We start from the raw sequence: 19,481 nt of genomic DNA on the forward strand, positions 1-19,481 counted from the left end.
AAGAGGCTGACTGTGACCGAAATCGCTTGTCAGCCAATTTCTGTCTGGCTATAAGTGAGGTCTAATTTTCCGCAAGCTCAATAATAATAAGGCTTGCAGACTTGTTCAGTGTCGAAAAGGCCTGATAAATTAGACCTGATACAACTTTTTGATTGTCCTTTGCCGTCACAGCGTAAAGTTAGATTATGCTGTTGTCAGGAAGACAATGTTCATAGAGGGGAAGAAATCGTGAACAAAACTCAGTTGGTTGATAAAATCGCCGAAGGTGCTGATATTTCTAAAGCATCTGCTGGCCGTGCGCTGGACGCTTTCATCGAGGCTGTATCTGAGTCTCTGAAAGAAGGTGACCAGGTTGCACTGGTTGGTTTTGGTACTTTCTCTGTTCGTGAGCGTGCTGCCCGTACTGGCCGTAACCCACAAACAGGTGAAGAAATCCAAATCGCAGCGGCTCGAGTGCCAGGTTTCAAACCAGGTAAAGCGCTGAAAGATTCTGTCAACTAAGTCTGGCTTTGCCAGCAGTTGTAAGGAACAAAACCTTACGCTGAGTGTCATACTATGGCATTTTTGCGTAATATGAGAGCGCATCTTCATGATGCGCTTTTTTTACTTTGTATCAGGTAATGAATGTCGGTTCTGAAGGGCCGGATTCAGTAGTTATTGCCAGCTCGAACAACTAGGAGATACGGCACGTTATGATGGAGCGGATGCGCGAAGGCGTGAGCAGCATTTGGGTGAAGATTATTCTCGCCTTAATCATATTATCTTTTGTCTTGACCGGTGTCGGCGGTTATCTGGCAAGTTCTGACCAGCCAGCTGCGGCAAAGATTGATGGCGAAGAAATCAGCCAGGCTCAGTTCGAGCAGGCTTATCAGAACGAACGTAACCGAATGCAGTCTCAGCTGGGTGACTACTTTACGACGCTGATGGGGGATCCGGGCTATGTGCAGCAGTTCCGTCGCAGTGTCCTGGATCGGCTGGTCAATGATGCCCTGATTGAGCAACGCGCGAATGCGCTGGGTTTACGTATCAGTGATGACCAAGTGAAGCAGGCGATTCGCGCAATGCCTGAATTCCAGCGCGACGGTCAGTTTGACAACGATGCTTATAATGCAATTCTGCGTCGCTCTCGCTTTACCCCTGATCAGTTCGCAGAGTATATGCGCACCGATCTGCTGCGTCAGCAATTGCTGACGGCGATTCAGAGCAGTGATTTCGCGTTGACGAACGAAGTTGCACAACTCCAGCAGCTGGAGCAGCAGCAGCGTGAAGTTCGAAGCCTGACTCTGGATCTTGAGACGTTTAAAAAGCGTGCTGAGATCTCTGAAGAAGACAGCCTGGCGTACTACAAGGAGCATGCTGAGCAGTTTATGCGCCCTGAGCAGGTCAAAGTCTCTTATATCGAGTTGTCGGCTGACACCTTGAAGCAGACGATTGAGATCAGCGATGATGCGCTGGAAACTTATTATCACGAGAACCTGGCGAAGTACGCCACTCCAGAACAGCGTCGTGTACGCCACATCCTGATTCAGGGTGATGATGCGCAGGCGAAGGAAAAGGCAGATGCAATTCTGGCTGAGCTGAAAGGCGGTGCCGATTTTGCGACGCTGGCGCAAACCAAGTCGGAAGATACATTCAGTGCCAAGCAAGGTGGGGAGCTGGATTGGTTCGAGCGTGGTGTGATGGACGAGTCTTTTGAAGATGTAGCCTTCGCGCTGAAGAATAATGGCGATATCTCGGATGTTGTGAAGTCAACATTTGGTTATCACATTATTCAACTGGAAGATGTCAAAGCCCCTCATGCGAAACCGCTGGCAGACATTCGTGATGAACTCTTGGCCGATTTGCGTGATCAAAATACAGCTGAAGCATTCTACAATCTGGAAACAAAGCTGGCTGAATTTGCTTTTGAAGAGCCTGAATCTTTGGATGCTGCCGCCAAGGCTGTCAATGGCAAGGTACAGACAACAGATTTCTTCTCACTGGAGGAGGCTGAAGGTGTGCTGGCATCACCTGCTGTTCTTCAGGCGTTGAACTCGCCGGAAGTTCGTGAAGATGCTCTGAACTCAGATGTGATTGAGCTCGGTGCGGAACATGTGATTGTGGTGCGGGTGGATGATTACCGTCCGGAAGAATTATTGGCATTTGAAGATGTGTCGGATCAGGTTCATGAGATTCTGGCTGCAGAGCGTGGCGAAGCCGCCGCAGAAAAGCTGGCTGATGACATGCTGGTTGCATTGCGTAAAGGCGACAATACGCTGCTGGAAAACAATGATCTGAGCTTCTCTGAGCCGGAAACACTGAGCCGCCGCGGGAATGATCCCGTCCTGGTCGAGAAAGCATTTTCAATGCCGAAACCAGACGCCAGTCAAACCGTGTTTGATATGACGCATGATCAGCAAGGCAATGTTGTCATTATTGCGCTTGATAAAGTAACAGAGCCTGAGCTGGATGCGGTGAAGGCAAACGATCCGCTGGCTGACCAACTGGCGCAAATGAACGCACAACAGGATGTCATGGCATTGCTGGATGTGCTGCGTGCAGATGCGAAAGTCACCTATTCGGTTCTGGACGGAACAGCACAGTAAATGTAATTAATAAATCAGTTAACGGGCCGCCTTGTGCGGCCCGTCGTTTTTTCTGCGGAAGGAATTCTGACGGCATTTTAATGCTTTTCAATTTCATTATTCTTCTTGCCACTGTTAACAAGGAAGGAGAAAAAATGAAAAGTTCGATTGCTTTACTGATGCTGGCAGCGAGTGTGGTCGTGCCGGGTATCGCCGATGCGACCACAGAGCATGAAGGCATTGAAATCGTTGTCAATATCAATACAGCCAATGTTGAAGAGCTGGATAAATTGTTACTGGGTGTCGGGCCAGATAAAGCTCAGAGCATTGTGGCTTTTCGTGAGGCACACGGGAAATTTTCGACCATTGAAGATTTGAGTAAAGTGAAGGGCATTGGCGCTTCCACGGTCGAAAAAAACAGAGCCAGAATCCAGCTCTAAAGGCGAAAGCCAACACACTATCTTGTCAGGGGCGCATGAGCGCCCCTTTCAACATCATGCCCGGCGATTCGAGACGCCCAGCGCCGTGGTCACTTTGGTGATGGCCAGCAGCGCACCGCCCAGCGCACCAGCCAGATGGGCTTCCACTGCAACGTGAGCTTCAATCAGCGCCGCTGTCTCTGCAGATCCCCCAACAGACACATCCCAGGCCACTTTGAGTACACCGGCGGCCAGCAGGAGTTTCCCGCCTTTGCGGTGCAGTCGGATATCCTGACAGGCCCCCCAGATAAAGAGGCCATGCAACACACCGGACAAGCCCGCGTAAATATTCATTTGCGTCAGAAATAAAGCCAGTCCGACCATGAGGCTTAGCAAGAAGAGCAGAAGACTCAATCGGAAGGCGCTGAGATCAAACCGGAACAAATAACAGAGAATGATGAGTCCGGACAGATTCATCGCGAGATGCGGCCAATTGGTGTGCGTCAGATTTCCTGTTAGGATCCGCCACCATTGTCCGGTAAGAATCGCTTGCCGATCCCAAACCATCAGGTCATGAATTGGGGCAAATTGTGCGACAATGCCAAGCAGGCAGACAACCAGCAAAGATAGAAACAATGATCGTGAAAACAAGGGCACCTCAATGAGCCGCTATTGTGAGCGTTGCGGCAAAGCCGTGAAAGCCTGTATCTGCCAATGGGTCGAGCAGGTTGATGCTAAAACTGAACTTTGGATATTGCAACATCCGACGGAGGTGAAGCAACCCTTGGGCACGGCCCGGATCCTGACACTTGCTTTACCCAATGCCCGGTTGTGGGTGGGAGAAGACTTCAGACATCATGAAACGCTGAACGCTTTGCTGTCGGATCCGAAGCGCCGGGTGGTGGTGCTCTACCCGGGTGAGCAGGCAACGCCACTCAGTCAGTCCGCTTCAGAGCAGCGCAGCCATCCAATCACAACCCTGATTCTGCTCGATGGCACCTGGAAAAAAGCCTATAAAATGTGGCAGTTGTCTGACAACTTGCATGCTTTGCCTTGTGTCCGGCTGGAAGATACAGACCCAGGGAACTACAGAATCCGAAAATCCCCCAGAGCCACGGGCCTATCCACCGTCGAGGCTGCTTATCATGCGCTGACTCAGCTGGAAGGCGAGCAGACTGATTTTCAGCCGTTGCTTGTGCCTTTCAACCGAATGATCGATTTTCAGATCAACCAGATGCCGCCCGGTGTTTATGAGCGGCATTATGGTCGGCAATCAAAGCCTGAAACCTGAACACAGATTCAGACGTTTGGCCCGAGGTGCCACTCATGGGCCGGATGGAACAAGTTGCCGTACAAGCGCTGTGCAAAGCCATCGGTCATCCCGGCAATGTAGTCGGCAATCACTCGCTGCTCATTTTCACCATGACGAATCGCTGCCCGCCACCGGTCTCGTGTGCCGGCCGGGAGTAAGCGCTCCGGATCTGAGGCGAGGGCATCGAACATTTCCATGATGATTTGCTGCCCCTTGTACTCCAGAAGCTGAATGTCCGGTTTGTGAACCACATACTCACTGACAAATTGTTTCAGCACCGTCAGCACTTTTTCCATCGGCTCTGAAAGATATGCGTTCCACTTCAGTAAAGGTTCCTGAAAGCTGGGTTCTCCTTCAACCGTTGTCGGGGCGATCTCAATGGCCGTGATCAGTGCATTGACCAGAGCGCCGATCGCATCTTTCCGCTGGTGATGATCGGCAAACAGTTGGGCACTGAGCCAGTCGATGCGTTCGGTCAGCCACGGCTCGCCGCAGTCGGCAAGGTGATTTGCAGCAGCGTCTTCCCATTGCTTCTGGGTTACGATGCCCATCACGATAGCATCCTCAAGATCATGAACGCCGTATGCAATGTCGTCCGCCAGTTCCATGATGGAGCAATCCAGCGACTTAAACCGCGTTTTCAGGTGCTGAGACGCTGTTTGACGCGTATCGCGCATGGTCGTGCGCAGCAGATGGCTGTCGGTGTCAGAAAGCGCAGCAAGCACCCAGGCAAAGGTCTCCTGATCATCCCGGTACAGCCCTTTGGCTGGGTGCCAGTCTTTGGCCCTTAAATGTCTGAACTGACTGATCTCCGGTGGCAGTTCCGTGGCCCGGGTATCGCTGAGAAAAGCCGGATATTTCAGCAAGCCAAGCAGCGTGCGACGCGACAGATTCATGCCGAAGTTTTCGGTGTACGGCTCAAGCAGGGTCACGATTCGGAACGTCTGGGCATTGCCTTCAAAGCCCCCGTGATCCCGCATCATGTAGTTCAGCGCGACTTCACCACCGTGACCAAAGGGCGGGTGACCGATATCGTGTGCCAGACACAGGCTTTCCATCAGGCTGTTGGAAGGCAGTAAAGGACGAAACTCAGGTTGTTTGATCTTCAGTTGCGCCACAATTCCGGTGCCAATCTGCGACGCTTCGAGCGAATGGGTCAGACGGGTGCGATAAAAATCGTGGTGACCAGCACCATGGACCTGAGTTTTTGCCTGCAGGCGCCGAAATGCAGCGGAATGCAGGATTCTTGCCCGGTCCCGCTGATAAGGGGTGCGGTGATCCTGTCGCCGCTCTTTCTGTTCCTGGCTCTTTCGGGTTTGCCAGATTTTGGCGATGGGTTCAAACATGTCGGGCATCAGCTGATTTCATCCAGAGTCAGGTTAAAGCTGGTGGCAAAAGTGGTTAGGAAATAATCCATTTCCGGTGTTTTTCGCGCTTCGAGTGTTTCTTCTAATCGCTTTTTTGCCTGTGTAAATTCATGATTGCCAGCACTGAGCTCCTCTAGACATTTCAGATAAGCGCACAAGGTATCGGCTTGCTTGACGATCTGATAGTCCGATTGGTTAATCTGCTCACTCACCAGTAAAGGGGCATAGTCTTCCTGAAATTCCTCCGGCAGCATGGCAATCAACCGGTGTTCGGCGGCACGCTCGATCTTCTTGTATTCTTCGGCAATGGCTGGGTTGAAGTATTTGACGGGTGTCGGCATATCGCCGGTCAGGACTTCGCTGGCATCATGAAACATCGCCAGCAGCGCAATCCGCTCCGGGTTCAATTGTCCGTTGAAGTGTCTGTTTTTGATTAAAGAGAGCGCATGGGCGACGAAAGCAACCTGAAGGCTGTGCTCCGAAACATTTTCACTGGCAACACAGCGCATCAGCGGCCAGCGCTGGATGAGCTTCATTCGTGCCAGATGTGCAAAAAAGTGGCTGGTTTTCATAAGGCTTCCAATTCATCGGTATCTTTTTAAAGCTATCAGATTTTTAGCTGCCTAGAAAACAACAAAGCCCCGATTGTCGGGGCTTGATGGAGAAGTCTGTGAGTTTATTGCCGATAGCTGTGCAGGAAGCGTTCCAGACGGCTGATAGCCATTTCCAGATCATCGACTCTGGGCAAGGTTACAATCCGGAAGTGGTCCGGCTTTTTCCAGTTGAACCCGGTGCCATGCACCAGCAGTACTTTTTCCTGCTGCAGGAAATCCAGCACCATTTTCTGGTCGTCGACAATATTGAATTTCTTCTGATCCAGTTTCGGGAACAGGTACAGCGCGCCTTTCGGTTTCACGCACGACACGCCAGGAATCTGGGTGAGCATGTCGTAAGCCTTGTTCCGTTGCTCCAGTAAGCGGCCACCCGGTAGAATCAGCTCATTGATACTCTGATAGCCTCCCAGCGCGGTTTGCACGGCATGCTGCATGGGAACGTTGGCACACAGACGCATGGATGCCAGCATGTCCAGACCTTCGATATAGCGTTTTGCCAGATGACGTGGACCGGACAACAGCATCCAGCCGGCACGGAAACCACACACACGATAAGACTTGGACAGGCCGTTGAACGTCACGACAAAAACATCTTCCGCCAGAGGAGCAACGGATGTGTGCTGAGCACCGTCATACAGAATTTTGTCGTAAATCTCGTCTGCAAAAATAATCAGTTTGTGCTGACGGGCAATTTCAATCACTTCCAGCAGAAAATCCCGGCTGTACACAGCACCGGTTGGGTTGTTTGGATTAATCAGGACGATCCCACGGGTTTTCGGCGTAATTTTACTGCGAATGTCGTCCAGATCCGGATACCAGTCTGATTCTTCATCACAGATGTAGTGCACAGGGTTGCCACCGGAAAGGGAAATCGCTGCCGTCCAGAGCGGATAGTCCGGTGCAGGTACCAGAATCTCATCTGAGTTATCCAGCAGTGCCTGCATCGCCATGACAATCAGCTCAGACACGCCGTTACCGATATAGACATCTTCAACATCAATATCGAGCAGGCCGCGCTTTTGATAGTACTGCACAACTGCTTTCCGGGCTGAATAGATGCCCTTCGAGTCACAGTAGCCTTGAGACGTCGGCAGATTGCGAATCACGTCCACCAGGATTTCATCCGGTGCATCAAAACCGAACGGGGCAGGGTTACCGATATTGAGTTTCAGAATTTTGTGGCCTTCTTCTTCCATGCGCTTGGCATGTTTCAGAACGGGACCCCTAATGTCATAACAAACATTGTTGAGCTTGGTTGACATCCCGATGTTGTGCATGTGGTCATCCTGCAAAAAGTGAACAATTCCGACAAATTACACCAAAACCGAGCTGTAAATAAAGACTAGGCAGGAAAAAATTATGCCGAATGGCTTTATTGAAGCCTTTTGTAGGATAAAAAACTAAGAGTGTGAAACTTGGAACATGCCGGTAATTTAAGGAAATATCACGCTGAGAGTGGGATTGGGCCAGGTATTAACTTTGCTATTGTCTATAATGGCAGGATAAATAACTGTGAAAGTGCGGATAAAAAGAGAGGGAACGGAAAGCGCGATGGATTGCGCTTTCCGTTTTTTCAGACGATTAGCGCGCTTCTCCCCGCAATGCCATGACGGTTTCACGAAGGTTGCCGCTGGTGGCTTCCTGTGCATTGACAGGTTCGCCAGCGACAATGGTGACACGCGACCAGAATCGTTTCGGCCATTTGACCAGAGCTTTCCCGCCTTCACGACTGAAATAACTGCCCCACAAGCCCTGAAGGGCCATTGGAATGACAGGCGCAGGGGAGCGCCTCAGGATCAGATCAATGCCGCGCATGAAGGGGCCAATCTCACCGTCGTGGGTCAGTTTGCCTTCCGGGAAGATACACACCAGTTCCCCTTGAGAGAGATAGTACTCGACTTCTTCAAAGGCCTTCTGGATGGAGCGCCGATCTTTTGCGGCAATCGGAATGACTTTACAGGCGCTGCAAAAGGTTTTAATCAGCGGCATCTTGAAAATCGCTTCATCCATAATAAAGCGGATTGGGCGCGGACAGGCACCGGCCAGCAACAGGGCATCCATATAGCTGACATGGTTACAGACAATCAATGCACCGCCTTCTTTGGGAATATGCTCCAGCTGGCGATGGCTGACGCGGTACATGGTGTGACTGACAATCCACACCAGAAAACGCCAGAAAAAGTCCGGTGCCTGCAGGTAGATATAAACCAGCACCAGTAGGTTCATACCGGCCAGAAACAGGAAGAAATATGGGATGGACAGTGAAAGCACAGACAGGAAAACAATGGCCGTAATCGCACTGCAAACCATGAAAATCGCGTTCCAGATGTTGTTGGCGGCGATGACCTGAGCTCGTTCTTCCGGGGCAGCACGGTTTTGCATCATGGCGTACAAAGGCACAATGTAAATCCCGCCGGATACGCCCAGCATGGTGAGCGAGAAGAAAACACGCAGTAAATCAGGTTGGGTCAGGAAGGCCCACACTGACTCAGACATCGGCGCAATATCCGGTGTGGCTAAGGCCAGGTCGGCACCGAAAATCGTAATCCCCAGACAGCCCAGCGGAACAATGCCCGGCTCAATCCGGTGGCCAGACAAGCGATCACACAAGAGCGAGCCGATGGCAATCCCGATAGAAAATAGCGTCAGCAGTACGGAAACCGCTGCCGCATTGCCACCCAGATGCAGCTTGGCAAAGTTGGGGAACTGGGTCAGATAGCTGGCGCCGAGAAACCAGAACCAGCTGATCCCAAGCACACATTGCAGCACCAGTTTGTCTTTCGCCGCAATTGAAAGTGTTTTTTTGGTCTGGCGAATGGGTTGCCAGCGAAATGGTGCTGGTGTGCCGCTGGGTTTCGCATCCGGGATAAATCGTGAACTGAAGTATCCGAGTACTGCAAAGGCAACCACGGCGACCGCCGCAATGATTCTGGCTTGCTCCTGATTGGCAATGATACCGGCAAGCAGTGTCCCCAGCAGAATGGCCAGAAATGTCCCGGTTTCCACCAGTGCATTGCCGGAAACCAATTCTTCTTTCTTCAGGTGCTGTGGCAGCAGGGCATACTTGGCCGGACCAAAGAAGGCAGACTGTGCACCCATCAGAAAAAGCAGCAGAAGCAGAACGAGATAATTTTCAGCCCAAAATGCGATGGCAGCCATCGACATAATCAGGATTTCTGCCAGTTTGACCTTTCGCATGATGAAGGCTTTGTCGTAGGTATCTGCCAGCACCCCTGCGGTGGCCGAGAAGAGAAAGAAGGGCAGAATGAATATTCCGGCAGCAAGATTAATCGCGAAATCTGATTCAAACGGTAAAGCGTTCGGTGCAGCAAAGGCAATGAGAATCAGCAAGACATTCTTATAGATATTATCGTTGAATGCCCCCAGTGCCTGTGTCAGAAAATAAGGGAAGAAACGGCGCTTTGACAGCAGCGCAGCTTGAGACTGACTGACCATGTTTCTGAAGTTCCTCTTTAGACTTGCCAGACACTGAGATAGGTGTCGAGCAGGTTATCAATCAGTGCTTTGCCATCCACAGGGGATGACGTGAACAGTTTATCGTCAACGGTCAGCAGTGTGATGCCGTGGACGCCAGCCCACAGGACCCGGCTGGCTTCCGTGACGGCTTTTTCCGACTGATCGGGAATCAATTGACGAATCAGCCCTTCCAGCATGCTGGTCATGCTATTGATGCGTTCACTTTGCCAGTCGGGCAGTTCTTCCCCATTCATGGTGTGCTGAAAAATGAGTTGCCAGCGATACGGATGGGCTGAGGCAAAATTCAGATAGCAATATGCCAGCTTGCGCAGGGCATCTTTGGTTGAATTTGCTTTTTGCATTTCTTTTTCAGCTTCGGCAAAAAGCTCATCCAGTGTTTGAGCGACCGCATGGAGAAGCAGCAGGTTGTAATTGCCGAATACGTTGACTAAAGTGCTGGGCACGTAGCCGATCATTGCCGCGACTTTTCTTAAACTCAGCTCGTGATGCGGATGTTCACTCAGGAATTTTTTGACTTGCTCCAGCGTCATGCGGATCAGTTCTTCCCGTGTGTGGTCGTTTCGTCTTGCCATGATCTTCCCTACATGGTACTTGGTTTGGCATTCATTAAAGGCCGGTCTGTGATGACAACCGTCAGCTGAATGACCTCATGTGTTCAAAGTAAGTATAGAATATAGAACAGTGTTCAATATTCTATGGGTTACAAATATTCTTCGTCAAGGCCGGGGTTCAAGGCGATTATCCGTTTCTTTTCGAATTCTCGACGGAGACCTGTTCATTGAGTGTCCAAAAGTCGATGAGCACGCCAATGAGGAAAAAGCCAAACGTCAGCAGATAGATGATGCCGGTCAGCCATTTCCCCATATACATTCGGTGGACGCCGAAGACACCTAAGAAAGTGAGCAGCAGCCAGGCAATGTTAAAGTCCAGTGTGCCGCTTTGAAAGCGCAAATCGGCTTCTTTATCCATGCCCGGAATGAGGAACAGGTCGATCAGCCAGCCGATGCCCAGCAATCCAAGGGTCAGAAACCAGAGAGTACCGGTGACTGGTTTGCCGTAATAAAAGCGGTGTGCGCCGGTAAACCCAAAAATCCAAAGCAAATACCCAATCAGTTTACTATGGGTGTTCTGATGCATTCTCTCTTGCATGCCGGATGCCTCGTTGATGCCATTGATGGAGAAAGTTCCCTGCTAATACTAGGTGTGAATGAGCCAGAGGAACAAGCCATTTCATTTACTTAGCCGTAGAAGATCGCATTGTTTGATTTGTACGGCAAGCTTGCGGGGAACAAAGTGGCTCAGAGAGCGATGCTGAAATCAACAGCCCTGCTAAATTTGGTAACAATTTGGTCAAGTGATGTGGATTGACTTTACAAGCCCCCGGCTAGGATGCATAAGAACGGGTAAATCACGCATTGAAAAGGCAAAGGTAAAGGATTCATGAAACGCTTTATCACCATGTTTACGCTGTTGATTGCAGTATCATTTACTGCTCCTCACGCAGAAGCGAAAAAATTTGGCGGCAGCAAGTCGCTGGGTAAAAGTTACAAAACGGCGCCGGCTCAGAAACAGCAGCCGCAGCAAACGGATACAATCGGCAAGCAAACGCCAGCGTCTTCCTCGTCTAAAAAAGGACTGATGGGCGGCTTACTGGGTGGTTTGCTGGCGGGTGGCCTGCTGGCAGCATTCTTCGGTGGCGCATTTGAAGGGATCCAGTTTATGGATATCCTGATCTTTGGTTTGATTGCTTTCCTGATTTTCAAGTTCCTGAAAGGGATGCGCAAGGCAAAGCCAACAGCGATGGGGCACCAGCAGGCGTATGCGGGGGATTCTCCGCAGCAGAACGGTCAGTTCCGTCAGCAGGCTGAGGGTTTCCAGAGCGGCGCAACAGCGCAACCGCAATATCAGTCAACAGACAGCGATGTTCCGTTTAATCTGCCGCCAGGGTTTGAGATGAGCGCATTTCTGAACGGTGCACGAGAGCATTACCGTACATTGCAAGGCGCATGGAACCACAATGAGCTGGAAACGATTCGTGAATATGTGAGTCCGGCGCTGTTTGATGACCTGAAAGCAGAGCGTGCGAAACTGAGCGGTGAGCAGCACACTGAAGTCATGTTTGTGGATGCTGACCTGGTTCGTGCGGACTACGATGCAAACACAGCACATCTGAGCGTGAAGTTCTCTGGTCGTTATCAGGATCGTCAGGAAGGTGTTGAAGAAGATATTACTGATATCTGGCACCTGGAGCGCGACCTGACCGCGCCAAATGCACCTTGGTTGATTGTGGGCATTCAGGCTTAATCGCGCTCACGAGACGGTAAACAAAGAACCGCTGATGCCGAATCTGGTCTCAGCGGTTTTTTATCGCAAAAACAAAAGAATCGCTGATTTTTTTGATCGATCCCCCTGTGTTCTGCGCCGCCGCTCACTATGATTGAAGAACATCAATGAAGAAGAGAGGTTTCTATGGCATTCACCCCTGAATTGATTCAAGAACTTGACCTGCTGGTGAAGTTTCCCATGCACAGTGACATGGAGGGCATTAAAGTTCATCAGGAAGCTGGCACCGCCATGATCTCTGCCGCCCAGCGGTTGTATGAGAAGGGATTGGTCACTCAGCCAGACGGTGGCTATCTGACGCATTCAGGGCATCAGGCACTGGAACATGCGAAATCTGCGATTCGGATTTTATCCGGTAAAATGGACGTTTGAAATCCGTTCAAGCTCTGTCAGGTTTGACAGGGCTTGCGCGTTTGTTTTCCCGCAAAGGTCTGGGCAGGGTTTGAACTGATGGCAAACGGCGGGTCTTTCGTTTTTGCCGAAAAGTTTGCAGAGGTTGTTTTCATTGAGTTGAATACACCGGACACCAGCGGGTTTGCCATTCGGCATGCCCGGAATTGGCGAAGAAATACTCGGGGCAATACAACAGGCGCCACACCCTAAACGACAATCCATCACGACCTTCTATACTTCAGTATGCATGTGAGAGCCTGCGTGCGGAGAACCGCCGGCTCAATTGGCGGTGCAAGCTATCATTCCGGGCGGCAGGGATCAATGCTCAGACTGTCTTTCTCAGCGAATTCGCCAATCAATTTCCGGTCAAAGGTTGCACTTTGGTCGGCAGACAGTTATAAAACCGCCTCTTTTTTCTTCCGGGGAATGTGCCCCGAAAGCGTGATGAATTCCAGCAGTAGGGCAGAGTGATGACGGCATTTTGGCAAGAGAAAGACCTGACAGCGATGACAGACTCGGAATGGGAGTCCCTGTGCGATGGCTGCGGTAAATGCTGCCTGCACAAGCTGATTGATGACGACACGGATGAAATCTATTACACCAACGTGGCTTGCAGTCTGCTTGATGATCAAACCTGCTCCTGCAAAGATTACCCGAATCGTTTCGAGTCCGGCGAAGAATGCCTGAAACTCACCCGCGAGCGCATTGATGAATTCAGCTGGCTGCCGGATACCTGTGCCTACCGCCTGCTGGCTGAAGGCAAGCCCTTACCGGAATGGCATCCGTTAATCACTGGCTCCAAAGCAGCCATGCACGCCGCCAACCAGTCAGTCCGCGATAAAGTGGTGTATGAAATCGACGTGATTGATTGGGAAGATCATATTTTGAACCACCCCTCTCGGGGCTAGGTGTTCCAAGCGTTTTCAATGGCTTAAGTCATACATCTCAATCAATAATTATCATAATTTATCTATATTGAGAATCTCTGTAGACACTTTGTAGTCATAAATTGTCTGTTAGTACAAGAACAATCGCGATGATGGAGAGGGCTATAGGTAATCCAATTTCAAGTAAGTGAAATCTGAGTTGTTGCTGGATTGAGAAGCCTCTAATGCTTTGCTCGAATCTGTGAATTCTCTCAATTTCATGGGCTAATCCAGAGCTATGTAAGACTACATCTTCAACTTGTTGTTTATATGTCTGGACAACTTCATCTGTTAACCCAAGCTTTTGAACTTCATCGTCAAAATACTTGAGCCTATTTTTTAATACTTCGTTGATTCTGCTTTCGACACTAGAGTGCTCGGGATGGTAGGTGAATTGGCAAATTTGGGAAATGACCTTGATATGACTGGAGTCATTTTTACCATTCTGATCCTTTTCTTTAGTTCCAGCTAACTGAATTCGCCAAGACCACCATTCGTCAGTAACTCTCCAAACAAAGTGGATGATTTGGTAGGCAATTACAGCACAAAGCACTTGAGCTATGTCTTGTAGTTCAAGTCCACTAATTGGTATTCCCAAAAAGGGTTTATCAGGCACTATTTTGGCTGTTGGGAACCATTCAAGGGTGATCAGAATTGTTGATATAAAAAGTAAATTTCTACGATATTTTACTGTTTGGTCAGAAAATTCAATGAAGGGGCGGTCTGTAAATTTGCTCATATTTTTAATCTTGCTAAAGGGTTCTTAGTCACCACATCTTCCAGGTGATCTGGGGCGAGGTGGGCGTAACGCATTGTTTGTTTAATGTCGCTGTGCCCCAGTATTTTTTGAAGCGCGATGATGTTACCACCGTTCATCATGTAGTAAGACGCGAACGTATGACGCAATACATGCGCAGCTTGCTGTGTGAGTCTTGGAACATGCTTCACTACAAACCGATAGATAGTCGAATACCCAATACTAAATAGTGGCCCGGAGCCTGGCTGATAGATGAGGTCGTGCATCTCTGGGCTGATTGGAACAGTCCGGTTCTTTTTGCCTTTCGTTTGGGTGAACGTAACCTTGTACTTGCTTAATTGCGCGCCTGTCAGGCTTGCCGTTTCCTTAAACCTTCCACCCGTCGCCAGGCAAAGCTTAATCACCTTGTGCAAGTCTTGATGGAACTTGTGTGATTCCGCGGCAGAAATGAGAACTTCCATTTCCTCAACGGTTAGAAACTCCATTTCTGTTTCATGAAGTCGAAACTGGCGAACAGACGTCAATGGATTTGGCCCTTTCCATTCCCCCATTCGGATCAGCTCAACAATGACAGCATTCAGTAAGTCCTGTTCATTGTTACAGGTACGGAAAGTAATCGCGACTTTTCGTCCGTTTTGATCAGCAATGTCACCTGCCAGGCGAGCACTTCTGTATTCAGTAAACATTGCAGGGGTGAGCTTCAGATAAAGCGGGTCGCCCATCCCTTACGCCATAGTCTTCAGCTTGTTGAAGGTGTATTTTGCCTGAGTGAGCGACTGGCCGTGTCGTTCATGCCACAAATCAATCATATCAAGCAAACTACGGCGATCAGGTTTTTCACCCAACCAGGGCTTGTTATCAACTTCACTGAAAATGTACTTCTCATAGGCAAGCGCCTCACCTTTGGTGGCGAAGCGTTTGCGAACTCGCTTACCATTGCGGCCATGTGGGTAGCAGTCGCAGACCCATTGTTTACTTTTGTATTTTTCTAGCTTTTTTACACTCATTAGGGATACTCAAAAGCCCAATAATCCGAGTAAACAGGACTTTGAGTAAACATATTATTTGAAATAGATTTGATACTTTCTTCTAACTCCTCTAACCATCTTAATACCTCATTTAGTAGACTTTGGATAAGGTTTTTTGTATATGATACTAGGTCTCCAAATTGACGCTCTCCTATAGTTGATGTAAATTCACCATGCCCAAGTGAATTTCTTTTTCCAACAAGGCTGTTGAGCTTTGATAGGTCTAATGAATCGGGGTTTAATCCAATAACATGCATGTTTAATTCGGTTACAACTTTATCAACATTAGAAAATGTCATAACAAGGTTGTCGGCATCAACTGATTTGTTTAGGGATGCGTTATTAAATAAATCAATTCTCTGAAGAACATTTTCTGTTAAAGCGAAATGGCCTTTATTTATTTTTCTTTTCATATTTGCCATCTTTTCATGTAATGACTTGTGTGAGTCAACATCATATATATTTTTAATCATATCAATATAGCTTTTGAAAAAATCTTCTTGCTGAAGCCAAATAGCCCGAATTTTTGGGGAGTGGTCGCTTGCTACTTTGTCTAAGTCTTTCAAGGCCCGAAAACATACAGCAATAGATGTTGTGAACACACTTTCCCAAGCAGAATATATCATCGGTGTTGATATGTTTCTATAATCTTTAAGTATATCAGTATCTATGGATTCTTTAATTTGATACTCATTGGTACATAGTTTATTAATGGATAGTTTGGGTTTACTGAGTATAGTATGTATGTTAGTAATTTGGTCAAGCATAGATAAACTATCATTTTTAGTTTGATTTAGCTCTTCCTTTAATGTGTTAAAGTTCACACTACTCATTATTTAAAAGCCTCTTCTCCAAGCTCAATGCGACGAAGTAATTTCGACTTAGTGTTGGAACCAGCACCTGTACAAGAGTTAATTTCGTCTCTTCTGTTGTCCCATAAATAATCAAGTTTATTTTTCACGTCTACAGCTGATAAATTGTTTACATTTTTGTAAACACCAGTTGCAACAATATCTAGAAGGTTAGTACTAAATTGACCAGATGGATTACCGTTCGTTCTAAATTTGAATGCTTTTCCATTGTCAAATGCTGCACCGATGAGAGAAAAAGTTCTTTTTAATTTAGTTTCAATTTCTGCATCAATTGATTTGTCTCTCGAAGCAACGAACATATAATCATCCAGAAACTCATCTACATAGTGCTCAAAAAATTCAGCATGGAAAAGACTAGCAAGGGTACGGAGGACTGCTTCTTCGACACTTTGAGTTTTTTGTTTATTCCCACTCATTCCAAGAGCTGATATTATCTCGGTTTCTGAGGCTATTACACGTAGTTTGTCAGCAAAATGGTTGCCGAGAAGGCGAGATGTACAGTTTCGAATTTCTTGATCGCTGAGTTTAGCTCCAGAGCGATTTAATCGACGGAATACATTATATTTTGTTTGAGGTTTTGTTTCTTGTTCAAGAATAACAACATTCACTCGGGCATTCTTAATGGTTCTAATAACACGATCAGGTAACTCCGCAGCTGTCCATCCATTGAGTTCGGTGATGATTGGAGGTTTGCAAAGGACTGTGGGATTGTGTAGATTGTTCTCATAACTATATTTTTTGTTATTTTCTTGCTCTCTCTGGGCATTTTCAATTTCATCTTTAGAAAATATTTCATGAGCAAAAAAACGAATAATGGAACTTATTCGTTGTAAACCGTCTATTACTTCTTGACGACCTTCATCATCAATATAAAAGAAAAGTGTTGGTACTGGTATGTTGAGTATAAGAGACTCGATAAACTGGGTTTGTCTTTCTAAATCCCAGCGAAATAATCGCTGATACTCAGGTGATATTTTAATATCACCATCTTTATATAAATTTATTATTTCACGCCAAGAAAGTGTATAAGAGTCAGTGACGACTTCATCGCGATTTTTTTGTATCTCTCTTAGAAGTGTTGTTGCATCTTTTTTGCTGTTATCAGATTCATTTTTCATTTTTCTAGCCTAATAATGTCTTCATGATAAATTTTATTGGAGCAGTACTGCCGTGATTTGGAATTAATGTGAACCATGTTGGTTTTTATTACATCGCTTCTAACTGTTTCTACTAATCTAAAGCCAATGTTTAAAGCCATTTCTTTGTAAATGTCAGGGAGAGGTATATCTATCTCCTTATAGTATGAGTTTTGTATTACCAGATAAGCTGAGGATTTCTTATTCAAAACACGATATATTTCATTTAAGGATTTATAAGTGCTTTCAAAGTATTGTACTTTATTCTTAATATAATAGTCTTCTGAAGAATAAGAGTAATGATTTCTAATGGAATTTAAACTATTCTCACATAGCTTCCCCCACTCCGGCTTGGCTTCTTTTGATTGCGAAACAATCATTGTAGTGCCTATTGTGTCTTTTCGAGTATCAAAGTAAAATTGACTATTCGTTAAGGTTAGCAATTCAACTTTTGTCGATACGGCATAATCTATTCGGGTTAGATATGGTGGAGATGTTATTATTAAATCGATTGATTCACTTTGTACAGGAAGTGATTGACTTGACCCAAATTTAACTTCGAAATTACTTTTTGCATTTCCAAAAGTTCTGCATAGGTCTTGTAGCATTTTATTGAAGTTATTACTATATGTATCTTTTATTTTTGAAAAGTTACAGCCTTTGTTATGTGATGAATTTTTAAACCATGTTGGGTTTGATCCGCTTTGATAACCTAGGATCTCTCTGTTTGTAATTAGGAGAACACTTTTAAAAAAAGATATAACTGGTTCAACAATACCAGTGGAATAAACTTTATTTTTTTCGAATTCTTGATTAATAGATTCTTGAATTCTGGCTATTTTTATAGCATGTGATTCTGTACAAAATTCTATCAGGTGTGATATGTCTAATGGCTTGCGGCTGAGAGATGCTCGGCTCATTATATTTTTTATATGCTCTGGACCATTGTTTTTTAATTCTTCAATAATAAGGGAACTCTTACTAGCTGCAAATGTAGCCATCGCAAAATTTATATCAACTCCGATACAATCCACTTCATTCTTTTGGCAAACAACACCTGTAGTTCCACTTCCAACCCAAGGGTCTAAAACTAAATTTATCTTTTTTGCTTTAGTTTTTTCTTCTAGTAGAACTGACTCCACAAATGCTTCTGAATATCCAGCATAGTATGGATGCCAAGAATGGACACCTTGACGTTCGTTCTTTGTTCTTTTTGCGTTGCCAATCACTTCTTTTTCATTTCCATTGTGACTCGACCCAAAACTTTTATATCTTCTTCAGAAACTTCAATTGTTGAAGTGCCGAACGCGATAGCTAACTTCTTACCAGGTAGTCTCTGTAGATAATTGATTGATAGACGGCCGTCGATATCAATCAGGTAATCACCTGCAACTGGGTCAACGGACTGCTTATTGATGTAATAGATACCTGAGTCATCCTCAATCACTTGAGTGAATGATGGCTTTAGACCAAAGCGATCCAGTGTCATGAGATCGATTGTTGTTTTTGTTGTTTCTACAAGAGCGCCATCATTGAGAGAGTACATCTGAAGACTTTCAACGTTCGGTACGTTTGAGACTCCGCTGTCAATTGGTTCTCCTTCACCCAGAGCCATGTATCGAATTGATGCGCCTGTAGCTAAATGAGTTCTAACTATCAACTCCCACCCGGTTCTGTTGTGAGTGTGCCATGTCGAAAAAGTTGAGTTTGGCACTCCGTAATAATCGCTCAGCAATTCATACGTCTTACATCCAGTTACAGTCTTTAGCTTTTCAGTAAAATCTCGGCCACCTAAGTAGTCAAATGGCGGAACTTTTGCTTTCAATCTACCCATTCGAGAAATTCCTCTATTTCAAATGGTCTCATGAGTAATGATCTTGCGCTAAAGCAAAATTTTTATTGTTATTAGCCAATCATTATTGTCAAAACAGAAAGATTGATTTGATGATTACTCATTCGAGAAAATGGCGTATCAACTTCACTCAATCGCCATCAATTCAACCCAAACGACAAGGATACCATTTATGGCAAGTCTTCAAATAGCTGTAGACACACCTTTTTGCACGAAAAAAGAGTTTCTTAGACGTACTGGCTGGTCTTCAGCTTCACTTGAGCGGGCTATTAAAGCTGGCGAAATCCCAATCATGCCTAAAAAAGGGGCTAACAACTCAGTGCTCATCAACATGGTCAAAATGTTTGAAAGCGCTGTAGGCCAGCAAGTCTGAGCCATCGCATCCCTTCAGAATCAAACC

21 protein-coding genes and 1 pseudogene are annotated in these 19,481 nt (G+C 46.7%); 8 read left to right on the forward strand and 14 right to left on the reverse strand.

Features of this window, described 5'->3' with window-relative positions:
- The first annotated feature begins 228 nt into the window (after positions 1-228).
- From hupB to KDD30_RS03645, 3 genes are all read left to right on the forward strand, one after another.
- Positions 229-501 carry a nucleoid-associated protein HU-beta gene (hupB, locus tag KDD30_RS03635; protein ID WP_027252850.1) on the forward strand — a complete coding sequence of 91 codons (273 nt, stop codon included), beginning with the start codon at positions 229-231 and terminating at the stop codon, positions 499-501.
- Positions 502-692: 191 nt separating this feature from the next.
- A complete protein-coding gene (gene ppiD / locus KDD30_RS03640) occupies positions 693-2,585 on the forward strand; it encodes a peptidylprolyl isomerase (RefSeq protein ID WP_211647440.1) in 1,893 nt (630 codons plus the stop codon).
- 134 nt (positions 2,586-2,719) lie between these two features.
- On the forward strand, positions 2,720-3,004 hold the full coding sequence (locus KDD30_RS03645) for a ComEA family DNA-binding protein (RefSeq protein ID WP_211647441.1): 285 nt from the start codon (positions 2,720-2,722) through the stop codon (positions 3,002-3,004).
- 54 nt (positions 3,005-3,058) lie between these two features.
- Here the strand turns inward: KDD30_RS03645 and rrtA are convergent, their stop codons facing one another.
- Complete coding sequence (rrtA, locus tag KDD30_RS03650) at positions 3,059-3,634, reverse strand: rhombosortase (protein WP_249199186.1); 576 nt, start codon at positions 3,632-3,634, stop codon at positions 3,059-3,061.
- A 10-nt stretch (positions 3,635-3,644) separates the two neighbouring features.
- Between rrtA and KDD30_RS03655 the strand changes: the two genes are divergently transcribed.
- Entirely contained in the window at positions 3,645-4,274 is a 630-nt protein-coding gene (locus tag KDD30_RS03655; RefSeq protein ID WP_211647442.1) for a tRNA-uridine aminocarboxypropyltransferase, read from the forward strand.
- A gap of 8 nt (positions 4,275-4,282) precedes the next feature.
- Here the strand turns inward: KDD30_RS03655 and KDD30_RS03660 are convergent, their stop codons facing one another.
- The 6 genes from KDD30_RS03660 to KDD30_RS03685 form a co-directional block, all read right to left on the reverse strand.
- Positions 4,283-5,641: an anti-phage deoxyguanosine triphosphatase gene (locus KDD30_RS03660; protein ID WP_371826078.1), complete on the reverse strand. Its 1,359-nt coding sequence runs from the start codon at positions 5,639-5,641 to the stop codon at positions 4,283-4,285.
- An 8-nt stretch (positions 5,642-5,649) separates the two neighbouring features.
- Entirely contained in the window at positions 5,650-6,234 is a 585-nt protein-coding gene (gene yfbR / locus KDD30_RS03665; RefSeq protein WP_211647444.1) for a 5'-deoxynucleotidase, read from the reverse strand.
- A gap of 104 nt (positions 6,235-6,338) precedes the next feature.
- Positions 6,339-7,553 (reverse strand): pyridoxal phosphate-dependent aminotransferase, encoded by a 1,215-nt coding sequence (locus KDD30_RS03670; RefSeq protein ID WP_211647445.1) that lies wholly within the window; start codon positions 7,551-7,553, stop codon positions 6,339-6,341.
- 304 nt (positions 7,554-7,857) lie between these two features.
- Positions 7,858-9,732, reverse strand: a complete 1,875-nt coding sequence (locus tag KDD30_RS03675) for an MFS transporter (RefSeq protein WP_211647446.1) — start codon at positions 9,730-9,732, stop codon at positions 7,858-7,860.
- Positions 9,733-9,749: 17 nt separating this feature from the next.
- Complete coding sequence (locus tag KDD30_RS03680; protein ID WP_211647447.1) at positions 9,750-10,346, reverse strand: TetR/AcrR family transcriptional regulator; 597 nt, start codon at positions 10,344-10,346, stop codon at positions 9,750-9,752.
- A gap of 166 nt (positions 10,347-10,512) precedes the next feature.
- Positions 10,513-10,923, reverse strand: a complete 411-nt coding sequence (locus KDD30_RS03685; RefSeq protein WP_211647448.1) for a TM2 domain-containing protein — start codon at positions 10,921-10,923, stop codon at positions 10,513-10,515.
- A gap of 291 nt (positions 10,924-11,214) precedes the next feature.
- Here KDD30_RS03685 and KDD30_RS03690 point away from each other — a divergent pair, with 291 nt between their 5' ends.
- The gene (locus tag KDD30_RS03690) at positions 11,215-12,078 is read left to right on the forward strand and encodes a Tim44 domain-containing protein (RefSeq protein ID WP_211647449.1); all 864 of its coding nucleotides are present in this window, start codon (positions 11,215-11,217) and stop codon (positions 12,076-12,078) included.
- Between the two features lie 165 nt (positions 12,079-12,243).
- A complete protein-coding gene (locus KDD30_RS03695; protein ID WP_211647450.1) occupies positions 12,244-12,489 on the forward strand; it encodes a TIGR02647 family protein in 246 nt (81 codons plus the stop codon).
- Here the strand turns inward: KDD30_RS03695 and KDD30_RS03700 are convergent.
- Positions 12,466-12,732, reverse strand: coding sequence for a YkgJ family cysteine cluster protein (locus tag KDD30_RS03700; protein WP_211647451.1), 267 nt, complete (start codon positions 12,730-12,732; stop codon positions 12,466-12,468). The genes KDD30_RS03695 and KDD30_RS03700 overlap by 24 nt on opposite strands.
- Before the next feature lie 248 nt (positions 12,733-12,980).
- Here KDD30_RS03700 and KDD30_RS03705 point away from each other — a divergent pair, with 248 nt between their 5' ends.
- Positions 12,981-13,418 carry a YcgN family cysteine cluster protein gene (locus tag KDD30_RS03705; protein ID WP_211647452.1) on the forward strand — a complete coding sequence of 146 codons (438 nt, stop codon included), beginning with the start codon at positions 12,981-12,983 and terminating at the stop codon, positions 13,416-13,418.
- A 94-nt stretch (positions 13,419-13,512) separates the two neighbouring features.
- On the opposite strand, the gene KDD30_RS03710 is transcribed toward KDD30_RS03705, so the two are convergent.
- The 6 genes and pseudogenes from KDD30_RS03710 to KDD30_RS03735 all read right to left on the reverse strand — a co-directional run bounded on the left by KDD30_RS03710 (position 13,513) and on the right by KDD30_RS03735 (position 19,063).
- Entirely contained in the window at positions 13,513-14,175 is a 663-nt protein-coding gene (locus KDD30_RS03710; RefSeq protein ID WP_211647453.1) for a hypothetical protein, read from the reverse strand.
- Positions 14,172-15,200, reverse strand: a pseudogene (locus KDD30_RS03715) (tyrosine-type recombinase/integrase). Before KDD30_RS03715 ends, KDD30_RS03710 begins: the two are co-directional and overlap by 4 nt.
- Positions 15,200-16,054: an MAE_28990/MAE_18760 family HEPN-like nuclease gene (locus tag KDD30_RS03720; RefSeq protein ID WP_211647454.1), complete on the reverse strand. Its 855-nt coding sequence runs from the start codon at positions 16,052-16,054 to the stop codon at positions 15,200-15,202. Before KDD30_RS03720 ends, KDD30_RS03715 begins: the two are co-directional and overlap by 1 nt.
- On the reverse strand, positions 16,054-17,211 hold the full coding sequence (locus KDD30_RS03725; RefSeq protein ID WP_211647455.1) for a DUF262 domain-containing protein: 1,158 nt from the start codon (positions 17,209-17,211) through the stop codon (positions 16,054-16,056). Before KDD30_RS03725 ends, KDD30_RS03720 begins: the two co-directional genes overlap by 1 nt.
- Positions 17,208-18,458 (reverse strand): DNA methyltransferase, encoded by a 1,251-nt coding sequence (locus KDD30_RS03730; RefSeq protein WP_211647456.1) that lies wholly within the window; start codon positions 18,456-18,458, stop codon positions 17,208-17,210. The genes KDD30_RS03725 and KDD30_RS03730 overlap by 4 nt, the downstream gene beginning before the upstream one ends.
- Positions 18,455-19,063 carry a phage repressor protein CI gene (locus KDD30_RS03735; RefSeq protein ID WP_211647457.1) on the reverse strand — a complete coding sequence of 203 codons (609 nt, stop codon included), beginning with the start codon at positions 19,061-19,063 and terminating at the stop codon, positions 18,455-18,457. Before KDD30_RS03735 ends, KDD30_RS03730 begins: the two co-directional genes overlap by 4 nt.
- 190 nt (positions 19,064-19,253) lie before the next feature.
- Here KDD30_RS03735 and KDD30_RS03740 point away from each other — a divergent pair, with 190 nt between their 5' ends.
- Positions 19,254-19,454 (forward strand): Rha family transcriptional regulator, encoded by a 201-nt coding sequence (locus KDD30_RS03740; protein WP_211647458.1) that lies wholly within the window; start codon positions 19,254-19,256, stop codon positions 19,452-19,454.
- Positions 19,455-19,481: the final 27 nt, after the last annotated feature.

It is taken from the genome of Photobacterium sp. GJ3 (genome assembly GCF_018199995.1).
Lineage (GTDB): Bacteria > Pseudomonadota > Gammaproteobacteria > Enterobacterales > Vibrionaceae > Photobacterium.

Coding starts and splice junctions, on each gene's coding strand:
- KDD30_RS03690 (WP_211647449.1), top strand. CDS start 11,215: ATGAAACGCTTTATCACCATGTTTACGCTGTTGATTGCAGTATCATTT.
- KDD30_RS03685 (WP_211647448.1), bottom strand. CDS start 10,923: ATGCAAGAGAGAATGCATCAGAACACCCATAGTAAACTGATTGGGTAT.
- KDD30_RS03695 (WP_211647450.1), top strand. CDS start 12,244: ATGGCATTCACCCCTGAATTGATTCAAGAACTTGACCTGCTGGTGAAG.
- KDD30_RS03670 (WP_211647445.1), bottom strand. CDS start 7,553: ATGCACAACATCGGGATGTCAACCAAGCTCAACAATGTTTGTTATGAC.
- KDD30_RS03740 (WP_211647458.1), top strand. CDS start 19,254: ATGGCAAGTCTTCAAATAGCTGTAGACACACCTTTTTGCACGAAAAAA.
- yfbR (WP_211647444.1), bottom strand. CDS start 6,234: ATGAAAACCAGCCACTTTTTTGCACATCTGGCACGAATGAAGCTCATC.
- KDD30_RS03655 (WP_211647442.1), top strand. CDS start 3,645: ATGAGCCGCTATTGTGAGCGTTGCGGCAAAGCCGTGAAAGCCTGTATC.
- KDD30_RS03700 (WP_211647451.1), bottom strand. CDS start 12,732: ATGGATTGTCGTTTAGGGTGTGGCGCCTGTTGTATTGCCCCGAGTATT.
- KDD30_RS03735 (WP_211647457.1), bottom strand. CDS start 19,063: ATGGGTAGATTGAAAGCAAAAGTTCCGCCATTTGACTACTTAGGTGGC.
- ppiD (WP_211647440.1), top strand. CDS start 693: ATGATGGAGCGGATGCGCGAAGGCGTGAGCAGCATTTGGGTGAAGATT.
- KDD30_RS03705 (WP_211647452.1), top strand. CDS start 12,981: ATGACGGCATTTTGGCAAGAGAAAGACCTGACAGCGATGACAGACTCG.
- KDD30_RS03660 (WP_371826078.1), bottom strand. CDS start 5,641: ATGTTTGAACCCATCGCCAAAATCTGGCAAACCCGAAAGAGCCAGGAA.
- KDD30_RS03645 (WP_211647441.1), top strand. CDS start 2,720: ATGAAAAGTTCGATTGCTTTACTGATGCTGGCAGCGAGTGTGGTCGTG.
- KDD30_RS03675 (WP_211647446.1), bottom strand. CDS start 9,732: ATGGTCAGTCAGTCTCAAGCTGCGCTGCTGTCAAAGCGCCGTTTCTTC.
- KDD30_RS03725 (WP_211647455.1), bottom strand. CDS start 17,211: ATGAAAAATGAATCTGATAACAGCAAAAAAGATGCAACAACACTTCTA.
- KDD30_RS03720 (WP_211647454.1), bottom strand. CDS start 16,054: ATGAGTAGTGTGAACTTTAACACATTAAAGGAAGAGCTAAATCAAACT.
- KDD30_RS03710 (WP_211647453.1), bottom strand. CDS start 14,175: ATGAGCAAATTTACAGACCGCCCCTTCATTGAATTTTCTGACCAAACA.
- KDD30_RS03680 (WP_211647447.1), bottom strand. CDS start 10,346: ATGGCAAGACGAAACGACCACACACGGGAAGAACTGATCCGCATGACG.